Here is an 11,166-nt window from a genome sequence, read left to right as displayed (position 1 = left end):
ACACCCGTCCCCGCACCCCCAACCCTGGACAGGTCGAGTGCGGGGGCGGGTTCCACAACCGCACGATTACCAGAGAGGCACAGCCATGGGAACCATCAGCAATGGCCGCACCACGAAGGCGTACGAGAACCTGACCGCCCCGGGCCTGGACTGGCGCAAGGCCAGCCGCACGGACCTGGACCCGATCCTGAAGGACTGCGTCATCCTTGCTGCGGCGCCGGACGCCAAGGACCACGCGCACCCCCACGTACCGGACGGCACTCGCATGGTGGCGCTCTCCGACGACAAGGACCCTGGTAGCCCGGTCCTGTACTTCACGCGGGCGGAGATCCGGAAGTTCCTTGAGGGCGTGAAGGCCGGCGAGTTCGACGACTTCATGGCCACTGACGCGGAACTGGAACGGACCGCGGCTGTCATGGCCGCCTGACTGTGAACGCCGACCAGGTCACCAACGCATTCGCGTACGTGCACAGGCAGTTCGCGAGAACGCCGTGCCGGGAATGCCGGGGCCGCAACACGGTCGCGCTGGTGTACGAGGGCGCGGTCATCGTCTCGTGCGAGGACTGCGGAGGCGCCACCCGCAAGGGGCAGCTCGTGCACAGCTGACCAATCCGCTCGGGGCGGGCCGCGCAGGAACCGGCGGCCCGCTGCGTCACCTTCACATGCCCGAACCGATGACGGAGCCCGCCATGAGCACCGCCACCCCGGAGCCGCCGCGGCCCCACGCATCCATGGACCTCTCCGAGGACGAGTTGCTGCTCCTCATGCTGTGCGCGGACCTTCGCGAACTCGTGGACTGGATCCGGGACGAACCTCTTGCCGAGCCCCGTTGACAGCCCAGGCCGGTGAGGACGGACACCCCGGTCACCGGGCGGTACCGAGCAGGCCCGGTGGGGCCGGGGGCTCGGGGGCCGCTCAGGCCACCGGGAAGGCGATGTCGCAGACCTCGTCCGTCGCGGACGCCGACTCCCAGTCCGCGAAGTACACCTCGCGGCAGGGGCCCGTGATGGTCAGGCCCTCTTGGGCGATCCACGCCTCGACCGCGTCGTACGCCGAGATGATCTGCGGGTATGCCACCTGCGCCTTGGTGATACGGGTGTAGGCGAGCCGGCCCGCGGGCTCGACACGGAGGACGGCGCCGAGGCCGTGCTCCGACGCCCAGGTCTCCGCCGCTGCGGCGTCGGCGACGGGGACGCAGGCCTCCGCCGGGCCGTCGCTGTCCGGGGTCACTTCGGCGTGGTACGCCACGTACGGCGTACCCGCGACACCCCCGCACTCCGCGGCCGCCCGCTCCAGCCGGCCGAGCGCCGCCGGGATCCACCGCGGCAGTTCGTCCGACAGCAGCTGCCGGCGCTCGGCGAGCACCGCCTGCTCGGGTACGTCCACCGTCTTGATCTCGTACATCGTGGGTCTCCTGCCCGAAAGCCGTTCACGGAGATGAGCCACAAGGGCGCCCTGTACGGCCCGGCGCTCCTCCACCTCGGCCCAGTACGCGGCCAGCGCCGTCGCGCCCTCCGCTCCCGGCAGCTCCACCACCTCGGCGATGCGCGCAAGCGGCATGTCGAGCTGCCGCAGCAGCGCGACGAGCCGGGCGCGCTCCACCTGGTCCGCGCGGTACCAGCGGTAGCCCGTCGCCTCGTCGACGTACGCGGGGGCGAGCAGCCCGAGCCGGTCGTACAGGCGCAGGGCCTTCGGCGAGAGCCGCGCCCGTGAGGCGAAGGCTCCGATGGTGAGCAGGGAGTCGTCGTTCACCAACCCATCCTCCGTCACCGGGCGGGAGTTCCGTCCGGCAACGAGGACGATGTGCCCTGCCCCAGGGGCAAGGTCAACCGCGAGGTGTCCGGCGTGACGACCGAGGATCGATGTGGATCGATGCGGATCGATATCGCGTTGATACCGGCTGATGCCTACCGGTCGATATGAACTTCGTTGCATAGTGGCCCGCATGGTCTGCGACAAATGCGGTGGCACGCACCGGGGCGCGCTGCCGGGAATGGTGTCGGACACCTGCACCGTCGATGCCGCGCCACCCGGCCGGGCGGCCGAGGAACCGTTCTTCGAACGAACGATGCTCGTGGGCGCGGGTGTTGTGGTCTCGCTCTGCGTACTGATGCTGAGCGCCACACTCCTCGCGACCGCGAACGGTGACGACGACCGCGTCGACGACGACGTGAGCCCGGTCGTGGACGGCGTCGCGCTGGGCGGACTGCCGGACCGGGTCGGCCCGACCTTCGTACCGCAGGACTCACCGTCGCCGAGCGCGACACCGCCCAGGGCGAGGCCCACGCCCACGACCGCGCAGAAGCCGAAGCCCAGGCCGGAGCCTTCCAGGTCGGGTACCACCAGGCCGTCGCCCGGCAGACCCTGGTTCAGCGAGTGGGCAGGTCCCGGCTGTGCGAACGGCGTGCGCACGTACGGCGGCTTCTCGGACGGCGGCTACGGCTGGTACGAGGTCGACTCCGGGGGCCACGAGGGGAATTCGTGCGACGGCCGCTTCATCGCCGTCCCCATGTCCGGCGCCCGCGACCGGGACCGCGGCAACACGGTCACCTGGAACTGGCGCCCGGGCGCCGGCTACACGCGGTGCTCCGTGGCGGTGCACATTCCCTGGAGCCCCCGCGACGAGGACGTCGCGGGTGACCCGACGCGCTACCACGTACTGGCGGACCCCGACGCATCGGGGAGCATCCTCGCGGCCTTCGAGATCGACCAGCGGTCGATGCGCGGCGGGGTCGTGATCGTGAACGATCTCCCGGTCCGGGAAGGGGAGTTCACGGTCCAGCTCGTGGACCGCGGGCAGGACTGGGGGTCCGGGGGTCTCGACGGCGCGCATCACGCCGCGGCCCAGATCCGGGCGGACTGTACGGCATGAACGCGTTCTCGCCCCGTGACGTGTGAGGTTCCTGCATAGTGAGCTGGTATGGCGTGCGATCGTTGCGGCAGTGAAAGGCACAGCCCACTGCCGGGCATGAGGTGTCCCGACTGCGGATTCGTGGTGCAGGGCAGTAAGGGTGCGGGTCCGTCGTGGGTCGCCCGTGAGACGGTCGTCGGCCGGTTCTCCCTGCTCTCCCGGTTCCGCAAGGGTCTGCTCGCTGCCGGAGTCGTGGTCGTCCTGGGCTGTTTCGTCGCGGCGGCCGCGATGCTCACCGGCTCCGACGCCGACGACGGCCGCTCCTCGGCGGACGGCGCGGATTCCATCGGGGGCGGGGGTGTGCCGACGCGGGTCGGCCCGACGTCGCTGCCGGACGATGACGAGTCCGCGACTTCACCACCGGCCGGGTCCCCGACGTCGACCGCTCCCGGATTCGAGCAGTGGGCCGGCCCGGGCTGCAGGACGGGCCACTACCGCGAAGTGGGCCGCTTCGAGAACGGCGTCGCGGCCTGGTACACCGTCCGCTCCGGCGGGCAGCGCGACTCCTCGTGCGACGGCAGCTTCACCGCGGTCCCCATGTCGGGCAGCGCAACCAAGGACCACGGGGGTACGGCGATCTGGAGCTGGGACCTCGACCGGAGCTACCGGCAGTGCTCACTCGCCGTGTTCGTACCCCGCACCAACCACGCCACCGATGTGGCCGGCGACCCCACGCTCTACCGTGTCCTTGCCGACCCGGCTGACGTGACCTCCGGCTACACCGGTTTCGGCGTTCGACAGACCGACCACCGAGGCAGCCTGGTCCAGGTCGGCAGCTATCCGGTCAAGGGCGACAAGGTCTTCGCGGTCCAGCTCCTCGACCGCGGCCGTGACTGGGGCAGCGCCGAGCGACTGGGAGCACACCATGCGGCGGCCCAGATGAGGCTGAACTGCCGGCCCTGACCGCCGTTGTGTCATCCCGCCGTGCCGCCGTCGTGCGGCACGACGCCCGCATGACGCCATGTCGCCGTCGTGCCACCGTCGTGCGGCGGCGACGGATGGTCACGCGAGATCAGGGAATCAGGGAATCAGGGAAGACGAAGTCGGCGATCACGTGAAAGACCTCCGGCCGTGACCGGCTGGAGGTTTTCGCTGTGGTGTGCCCCCGACGGCGGGAGCGTCAGCTCGCCACGGCGGTCTCGAGCGGAGTCCTCATTCCCAGGCGATGGGCCAGGACCGCCGCGCGTACCCGGTTGGTCGTGCCAAGTTTCGTATATATGGCACTGGTGTGGTCCTTCACCGTCGCCGGGCTCAGATGCAGGCGCCGGCCGATCTCGGTGTTGGACAGTCCCGCCGCCAGCAGGGTGCAGACCTCAGCCTCCCGTGGAGTGAGTGTCCGAGCCCGCTCACGGACCGCCGGGGGGATTCCCCCACGGCTGAGCAGACCGACCACCGTCCGGGACGCCGGTGCTGCCAGGACCCGGCCGCCGGTGGCCACCACGCGTACGGCGCTCACGAGCACCTGCGGGCCGATGTCCTGCTCCAGGACTCCCGCGGCGCCCTTCAGGAGTGCGTCCGCGGTGAGGGAGTCGTCCAGCCGTCCGGCCAGGAGGACGATTTCGGGTGGATCTTGGAGACTGCGCAGAGCCTCGATCGAGGACAGGGTCCGTGTCCGGGAGGGCTGATCTCCCAGCACGACCACCCGCGGGCGAAGCCGCGCAGCTGTCTCGATCACGGTGGATCTCTGGCAGGCGCCCACCACCTCGATGTCGTCTTCGTGCTCGAGAACGCTGCGCAGCCCGGCTTGAAAGAGCACTTGGTTGTGCGCGATCACTACGTCGATCATGCTTTCCCCCTGCTAGCGAGACGCACGAGGTCAGCGTGGTCTCACGCGTAGCTTGCCTCTCATCGAGACCCCGATCAACTTTGCACAAGAAACTTGAGCTGGTCATGAGGCTTCTCACGTTCCGTCCGAGCCACCGGCGTCGGGGTTCCGCTTCGGTCGCGTGAGGCCGTGTCGCGGGGCCGGAGTGCGACTCGACCGGGAAGGCCGCTTTCGTTCGCCACCGGTGGCCGGATCGGGGTGAACCCCCGCCAACCGGGGGGGTCTTGAACCGACGAACGGCCGATGCGCCAGTACGTCGGCACCGTTCATGATCAAGGCCCCCGTTCTGCCGCATCTTGGGAATCCCCCGCCGCACGTACACCCGAAGACTCCAGAAGCACAGAGCACAGAGCACAGGACAACGCACAGAAGGGAGAGACCGATTCGGAATCCGCCTGAGGTGGGTGCACCCGCCATATCCGTCGACGGCCTCACCATGCGGTACGGGAAGAAGGAGATCCTGCGTGGTGTGGACCTCACGGTGAACCATGGTGAGGTACTCGCCCTGCTGGGCCCCAACGGTGCCGGCAAGACGACCACAGTGGAGGTCCTGGAAGGGTTCCGGCGGCGCACCAGCGGCTCGGTCACCGTCCTCGGGAAAGACCCGGACGACGTGGACGAACAGTGGCGCGGACGGCTGGGCATCGTCCTGCAGACCTGGCGCGACCACGCCCGCTGGCGGGTCGGTGAGCTCCTGCACCACTTCGCCTCGTACTACGAGCGCCCCCGTGATGTGACCGAGGTGCTGGAGGTCCTGCGGCTCGACGAGCAGGCCGGCCAACTGTGCTCGAACCTGTCGGGCGGCCAGCGGCGACGGCTGGACGTCGCCCTGGGGATCATCGGCGACCCGGAGCTGCTGTTCCTCGACGAGCCGACGACGGGTTTCGACCCGGTCGTGCGGCGTGAATTCCACGACCTGGTGGAGCGGTTGAAGACTGACGGCATGACGATGGTGCTCACGACGCACGACCTGCACGAGGCGGAGCGGCTCGCCGATCGCATCGCCATCCTGATCGACGGCCGGATCTCCGCCTTCGGCACGGCGGAGGAGCTCGGCGAGCAGGCGCGCGCCCAGGCCCGGGTGGTCTGGTCGGCGGACGGCGTCCGGCAGGAGCAGCAGACCGACGACCCGTCGCGGCTCGCCTGGGAGTTGCACAACAAGTTCGGGGCCCCGGTCCCGGACCTGGAGGTGCACCGCCCCACTCTCGAGGACATCTATCTGCGCATGATCGCGGAGGTGAAGTGATCATGTCCCACGGTTTCACCGTCGGCCTGCGCCGGGGCTCCCTGGAGCTCATGCAACTGCTGCGTACCCCACGTGAGGTGTTCACCCAGCTCAGCACACCTCTCATGTTCCTCGTCCTGGGTTCGGTCATGGACGGCGACATCCCCGGAAGCACCGTTCCGATGGCCGAGTTGATGGTCGCCGGCGGCGTCACGACGATGGTCGTGCAGGCCGGGCTGCTGACCCTGACGCAGACCCTGGCCGTGGAGCGCGAGGACGGCACGCTTCTGCGGATGAAGACGCTGCCCGGGGGCATCCCCGCCTACCTGGTCGCGAAGACGTTCGTCATGGTGGTGACCGCACTGGGCGGTGCGGCCCTGATGCTGCTCGCCGGGGTGCTGGCGCTCGGCTCCTCACTGCCGCGCGACCCGGCGCACTGGCTGACCCTGGTGTCGGTGCTGGCTCTTGGACTGGTGGCCCTCGCACCCATTGGTGCGGTGATCGGCGCCCTCCTGCCGAACTCGCGTGAGGCGCTCGGCATGGTGATGATCCCGCTGTTCGCCCTGCTGATCTTCTCGGGAATCTACTTTCCGGTCACGGTGCTTCCCGAGGTCGCCCAGAACGTCGTGCAGGGATTCCCGCTGAAGTGGATCGCCCAGGGCGTACGGGCCGCGCTCATGCCGGATTCGGCCCTGGCCGCCGAACAGGGGAACAGCTGGGAACTGTCCAAGGTGTATCTCATCGTCGGCCTGTGGGCGGTCATGGGATTCCTGATCGCGCCCCGGATCCTGCACCGGATGACCCGTCGGGAATCCGGCAGCCGACTGAAGAAGAGGGAGCAGGTAAATTAATGGCGCATCCAGCTGCCATTATTTCGTCAGAAAGGGAGCAACGTGATCGAGGGGATCTCCGTAGCCATCGCGGCGGGAGTTGCTGGCGCTCTCGGAATCGCCACCGGCGACCGGGCGGCGCGTAAGCGGAAGCAGGCGTTCTGGGACCATTACGGATCCTATGAGGGATTCCGCGGCCAGGTCGACGAGGAGAAGATCCGTGCTGTGCAGCGCTCTCGCGGGGACGTCGCGGCGATAAAGCAGGTCCGGGACGACTACCCGCTCACCTCGCTGCTGATCGCGAAGCGGTACGTCGACGGGCTGTGAGACTGCGGCTGTTCGTCTCGAACGGCTCGCCTGGATGGTGCCGTTGGCGCCGGCCGGCGCGCTGGCCTCAGCGGCCTCCGGTACCTACTCGCGCGCTCGGGCGAGCGGTTCATCCTGCGGCTGCGCGGCCGGGTCATGGAACACACCCTCCGTATGCCCCTCAAGGCGGTCCGTACGGCGCGCGGTCCCTTCCCGCCGGAAGGGGCCTGTCCGGCCGCGGGGTGTCTCAGGTTCCGGGCTTGCGGCCGTAGACGAAGACGTCGTCGCCGTTGCGGAGCAGGCTCCAGTACTTGGCGGCGGCGGTCTTGGTCATGTTCACGCACCCGTGCGAGCCGGGCGGTGCCCAGACGCTGATGCCGACCGAGTGGAACGCCTGGCCGCCGTCGAAGAACTGGCTGTACGGCATCGGCACGTTGTACAGGCTGGACACGTGGTCGATGTCGCGCCAAGTGATCTTCTTCAGGCCGGTGCGGGTCTCGTGTCCGTCACCGCCGGTACGTACCGCGACCGGTCCGTACACCAGCTTCGTGCCGTCCTGGATCCAGCTGAGCTGGAGCGTCAGGTCGACGCAGGCGATGCGGCCCTTGTTGGTGGGGCACTTGCCGGCCTTGTTCGGGTTCGTCCCGACTGCTTTCTGCTTGTTCATGAGATCCATGACGCCCCAGGTGATGGGGCCCGCCAGCCCGGCTTTAGGGCTGATGGAGTGCTTCGTCTGGAATGCCTGGATCGCCTTGCAGTCGGCGGCCGACTGCCTCCCGTCCACCGGGCGGCCCAGGAACTTCTCGACCTGCTTCTGGTACGGCCCGGTCTGCGTCGTGCACGACGCCGCCTGAGCGGTCGTGCTCCCCATGGCCAGAGTGAGCGGGGCCACCAGCGCGGTGATCCCGAGTGCGACGACTCCTCGTCGGCGAATGTCCCCCACGGCTGTCGACTCCTTATGCGCGTGTGGTGCGAGTTCCGCCTGGTAGACAACGCAGGGGGCGTGGGAGTTGCACGCGGAAGGAAGACGGTTCTGTAACAGCGGCCCGCGCGGACGCAGGACCGTCGGAATCTAGCGCTCCGTTTGTGTGACTAAGGTGGGGTGCCTTCGTCCGGCTCGACGAGGGCACCCCCCCTTCCTTCTTTGCAAGCCCCAGAGGAGTCGGCCGTGCCTGCCGTCTTTCTGTACATGGCCACAAGAGCGCTCGGATTCGCCGTCGGCGCAGGGCTCGTCATCACCGCCTTCCTGGTCCTGTCCGTGCACCTCAGCGGCAGCGACCCCGACCGGAACTTCTCCGAAGCGGTCATGGCCGCGGCGATCGCGTCCGCGCTCATGGTCGGGTTTCTGCTGGTGCTCAATGTCGTCTCGGGGTTCCTGCACCTGCGCGCATTGCGTGCGGCCGGGATCGAGGTGAACCGCTCGACCGTCGCCGTGGGGCACAGTGCCGAGATCTCCGTGGTCGTGGATCCGCAGTCCGCCTTCCGGCACGCCAGGGGCGCGCTGAAGGCGATCGGTGCCCGCGTGATCAAGGAGGAGCGCGCGGCGGGACGGATACGGGCCACCCGACCCGATCCCACGAAGCGCGGGTTCGCGCAGGCTGTCACCGTTGACGTGGCCGGGCACGGCGACGGCGCCACGGTGCGGGTCGCATCCCACGCCACCCTCCGGCTCAGCGTCTTCGACATGGGCCGCGGACGGATCACGGTCGAGGAGTTCGCCGCCGAACTGCGAGGCCGGGCCGAGGACACGGTCGTCGCCTAAGGGCTGTCCCGTAATCCCTGGCGGGCGCAGGACGACAGCTACGGCACCTCGCTGCGTTGTCGGATCGCCCGAATACGCCCAGTATGAGGACGACCCTCCGCCTTGCGATGCACCGCATCTGACGCCGCGCGCTGATCCACCGGGGATTATGGGACAGCCCTTAGCGTTTGTCCGCCCCAGGGCCCGGACGAACGTGTTCATCGCATCGGCACAACGACCTCTCGACGTCGTGGTGGCCAGGGGTGCCTCCCTGATCCTCCGGTTTCCCTCCGGTTTCCCTCCGGCTCCCTCCCCTAATTCTTTCGACAGAGCACGAACCGGGCTGGCAGGCTGCGCGCATGACCTACGGAATCGAGTCCCACCCCGCCCGGTGAGCGCCCAGGAAGAGCGCGACGCGCTCACCCTCCCGCTTGCCCTGTACGACCGCGTCCTGCGCCTGCTGCGTGAGTCCCCCGACGGGGTCCCGCCCCGGCGCGGTTACTCCCTTTCCGGGAAGCCCGAACCGGGCGAGGCCCCGCTGCCCCGGCACGAGGCGAAGAGCGCCATCCGGGAAGCGCTGAACCCGCTGCCGGACGACTCCGCCACCCTGCACCGCCGCTTTGCCCAGCTCGGCATCCGGGACCGCCACACGTACCTGATCCGGTCCGTCGTCGCCGACCTGACACTGCCGGCCGGACAGCGGGACGCGGCCCGCTCCCTGGGCCGCCAGCTGACCCGGACCGGCACCACCGTGCCCGCCGTCACCGCCGGCCTCGCCCTGCTCGTCCGCCTCGGCGAGCCCGAGGACGTCCCGCATCTCTCCGTCCTCGGGCTGCTCCGGGTGCTCTCCGGCCCAGCCCTCGACGCCCTCGACGCCCTCGACCGCCAGTCCGCCGCCGTCGTCTGGCTCGCCACCTACGCCCGCCGCGACGAGCTGCGACCACTCGTCCGCGCCCTGTGGACGGAGGATCAACAGGCCATCCGTACGGAGCTGGTCGCGTTCCCCGCCTCGCCCCGCTTCGTCAGCAGCACGGCCGCCCGCCGGATCGCGGAAGCCACCCGGCTGCCCGACCTGCTCGACCAGCACCCCTCCGACACGGCCCTGCTCGCCCGAGCGGGCAGACTCCTCGTCCGCATGGGCTGCTCGCACGACGACTCGACCGGCCTCCTCGCCTACCGCGACGCGCTCACCGTGTACGAGAGGGTCGTCACACGGGCCGGCCTACTGCCGCCGACCCTCGACAACCACGCCACCCTGCTCTCGCTCGCCCTGGACCTGAGCAGCGGCCCCGGTGTGCTGCTGGACTGGGCTCCCGGCCGGCGCGCGACGCTGCTGGAATCACTCGGGCGGCTGCTGGCCGAGCTCCGATGGGCCTCGCCGGCGGACACCGTCGCAGACGAGGCGGACCAGCGGCTGCGGGCCGGCTGGATCCGGCGCACGGGGCGGCAGCCCTTCCAACGCCCGGACGCGCCTGGCAGGCTGCGCGTCGAGGTGGTGGCGGGCGACCCCGTGGATCGTGAACCCGTCGAGACCCGCATCCTCGTCGACGGGCGTCCAGTGGTTCCGGCGGTCTTCACCCGCGGTCCTGCCCACAGCCCCGAACACCTGCTGGACGACGGCCTGCTACGGGCCGGGCCGGAGCCCCGCGAGGTGCAGCTCGCGGAGGCCTACTGCTCCGAGGGATGCTGTGGCGCGCTCTACGTCACCATCCGGCGCGACGGAGACCACGTGGTGTGGGAGGACTGGCGGCGGCCGGGTGTCATGCCGGGTTCCCAGGAGCCCGCGCCCGAGCTGCCTGCCCACCGGTTCGATGCCGCCGCCTACGACGCGGAGATCGCCCGGGCGGAGACCGACCGTTCCTGGTCCTGGCCGGCCCGCACCACGGCCCGCCTGATCAAAGCGGGGCTGATTGAACGGCCGGAGCTGCTGAGCCGATGGGATGCAGGCCGGGGCTGGATCAGCAGCGGCTTCGACGACCCCGACACCACCGTGGTGACCTTCTGGTACGAGCCGGGGCTCGCCGCCGGAGAGCCGGACGTGGCCGGCGGCGCCCTCCAGTTCCGCTGGGTCGTGCCGGACGACGGCACCCCGCCCGAGGCACAGGCCGCCGCTGCCCTGCAACGGCTGGCCGAGGAGGACCCGAAGACCTACGGGCGGGTGTGCGGGGGCAGCCGCGAGCGAGCAGAGGAGCTCGGGTTCCCCTGGCCCGACAGCGCCTGAGCAACCGCTGAGCGCCGTACTTGCTGATGGGGCTCATTGAATCTCCCCACGTTGTTCTGCGCCCACGAACCTTGCGTCCGTGTCACGGGAGTTCGAGCGGCCCGGCT

General features: G+C 69.7%; 13 protein-coding genes. 10 read left to right on the top strand and 3 right to left on the bottom strand.

What is annotated here, in order from left to right:
* Window positions 1-85: 85 nt before the first annotated feature.
* From ACWGI8_RS29525 to ACWGI8_RS29515, 3 genes are all read left to right on the top strand, one after another.
* Window positions 86-427 carry a DUF397 domain-containing protein gene (locus tag ACWGI8_RS29525; protein ID WP_453665475.1) on the top strand — a complete coding sequence of 114 codons (342 nt, stop codon included), beginning with the start codon at window positions 86-88 and terminating at the stop codon, window positions 425-427.
* 2 nt (window positions 428-429) lie between these two features.
* Window positions 430-606 carry a hypothetical protein gene (locus ACWGI8_RS29520; protein ID WP_453665473.1) on the top strand — a complete coding sequence of 59 codons (177 nt, stop codon included), beginning with the start codon at window positions 430-432 and terminating at the stop codon, window positions 604-606.
* An 83-nt stretch (window positions 607-689) separates the two neighbouring features.
* A complete protein-coding gene (locus ACWGI8_RS29515) occupies window positions 690-833 on the top strand; it encodes a hypothetical protein (protein ID WP_453665471.1) in 144 nt (47 codons plus the stop codon).
* 82 nt (window positions 834-915) lie between these two features.
* Here ACWGI8_RS29515 and ACWGI8_RS29510 read toward each other — a convergent pair whose 3' ends face one another.
* A complete protein-coding gene (locus tag ACWGI8_RS29510) occupies window positions 916-1,770 on the bottom strand; it encodes a MerR family transcriptional regulator (protein WP_453665469.1) in 855 nt (284 codons plus the stop codon).
* A 175-nt stretch (window positions 1,771-1,945) separates the two neighbouring features.
* Here ACWGI8_RS29510 and ACWGI8_RS29505 point away from each other — a divergent pair, with 175 nt between their 5' ends.
* Together ACWGI8_RS29505 and ACWGI8_RS29500 are read left to right on the top strand one after the other, a co-directional pair.
* Entirely contained in the window at window positions 1,946-2,872 is a 927-nt protein-coding gene (locus ACWGI8_RS29505; RefSeq protein WP_453665467.1) for an adhesin, read from the top strand.
* Between the two features lie 96 nt (window positions 2,873-2,968).
* Window positions 2,969-3,814, top strand: a complete 846-nt coding sequence (locus ACWGI8_RS29500) for an adhesin (RefSeq protein WP_453665465.1) — start codon at window positions 2,969-2,971, stop codon at window positions 3,812-3,814.
* Between the two features lie 217 nt (window positions 3,815-4,031).
* Here the strand turns inward: ACWGI8_RS29500 and ACWGI8_RS29495 are convergent, their stop codons facing one another.
* Window positions 4,032-4,697 (bottom strand): LuxR C-terminal-related transcriptional regulator, encoded by a 666-nt coding sequence (locus tag ACWGI8_RS29495; RefSeq protein ID WP_453665463.1) that lies wholly within the window; start codon window positions 4,695-4,697, stop codon window positions 4,032-4,034.
* Window positions 4,698-5,172: 475 nt separating this feature from the next.
* On the opposite strand from ACWGI8_RS29495, the gene ACWGI8_RS29490 reads away from it, so the two are divergent.
* Genes ACWGI8_RS29490 through ACWGI8_RS29480 form a run of 3 tightly spaced genes read left to right on the top strand, consistent with a single transcriptional unit; the run spans window position 5,173 to window position 7,118 of the window.
* Complete coding sequence (locus ACWGI8_RS29490) at window positions 5,173-5,982, top strand: ABC transporter ATP-binding protein (RefSeq protein WP_453665477.1); 810 nt, start codon at window positions 5,173-5,175, stop codon at window positions 5,980-5,982.
* A gap of 2 nt (window positions 5,983-5,984) precedes the next feature.
* Window positions 5,985-6,812 (top strand): ABC transporter permease, encoded by an 828-nt coding sequence (locus ACWGI8_RS29485; protein WP_453665461.1) that lies wholly within the window; start codon window positions 5,985-5,987, stop codon window positions 6,810-6,812.
* A gap of 42 nt (window positions 6,813-6,854) precedes the next feature.
* Entirely contained in the window at window positions 6,855-7,118 is a 264-nt protein-coding gene (locus tag ACWGI8_RS29480; RefSeq protein ID WP_453665459.1) for a hypothetical protein, read from the top strand.
* A 226-nt stretch (window positions 7,119-7,344) separates the two neighbouring features.
* On the opposite strand, the gene ACWGI8_RS29475 is transcribed toward ACWGI8_RS29480, so the two are convergent.
* Entirely contained in the window at window positions 7,345-8,040 is a 696-nt protein-coding gene (locus ACWGI8_RS29475; protein WP_453665457.1) for a L,D-transpeptidase, read from the bottom strand.
* 225 nt (window positions 8,041-8,265) lie between these two features.
* On the opposite strand from ACWGI8_RS29475, the gene ACWGI8_RS29470 reads away from it, so the two are divergent.
* A complete protein-coding gene (locus ACWGI8_RS29470) occupies window positions 8,266-8,859 on the top strand; it encodes a hypothetical protein (RefSeq protein WP_453665456.1) in 594 nt (197 codons plus the stop codon).
* 370 nt (window positions 8,860-9,229) lie between these two features.
* Entirely contained in the window at window positions 9,230-11,059 is a 1,830-nt protein-coding gene (locus ACWGI8_RS29465) for a hypothetical protein (protein WP_453665454.1), read from the top strand.
* Window positions 11,060-11,166: the final 107 nt, after the last annotated feature.

The sequence above is a fragment of the Streptomyces sp. NPDC054841 genome, from assembly GCF_053611045.1.
The sequence above is the reverse complement of the archived record's forward strand: the minus strand, read 5'-3'. Positions and strand labels throughout refer to the sequence as shown.

Excerpts from the sequence above, each read along its gene's own strand:
- ACWGI8_RS29525 (WP_453665475.1), top strand. The coding sequence starts at position 86 with ATGGGAACCATCAGCAATGGCCGCACCACGAAGGCGTACGAGAACCTG.
- ACWGI8_RS29515 (WP_453665471.1), top strand. The coding sequence starts at position 690 with ATGAGCACCGCCACCCCGGAGCCGCCGCGGCCCCACGCATCCATGGAC.
- ACWGI8_RS29505 (WP_453665467.1), top strand. The coding sequence starts at position 1,946 with ATGGTCTGCGACAAATGCGGTGGCACGCACCGGGGCGCGCTGCCGGGA.
- ACWGI8_RS29500 (WP_453665465.1), top strand. The coding sequence starts at position 2,969 with ATGAGGTGTCCCGACTGCGGATTCGTGGTGCAGGGCAGTAAGGGTGCG.
- ACWGI8_RS29495 (WP_453665463.1), bottom strand. The coding sequence starts at position 4,697 with ATGATCGACGTAGTGATCGCGCACAACCAAGTGCTCTTTCAAGCCGGG.
- ACWGI8_RS29490 (WP_453665477.1), top strand. The coding sequence starts at position 5,173 with ATGCGGTACGGGAAGAAGGAGATCCTGCGTGGTGTGGACCTCACGGTG.
- ACWGI8_RS29485 (WP_453665461.1), top strand. The coding sequence starts at position 5,985 with ATGTCCCACGGTTTCACCGTCGGCCTGCGCCGGGGCTCCCTGGAGCTC.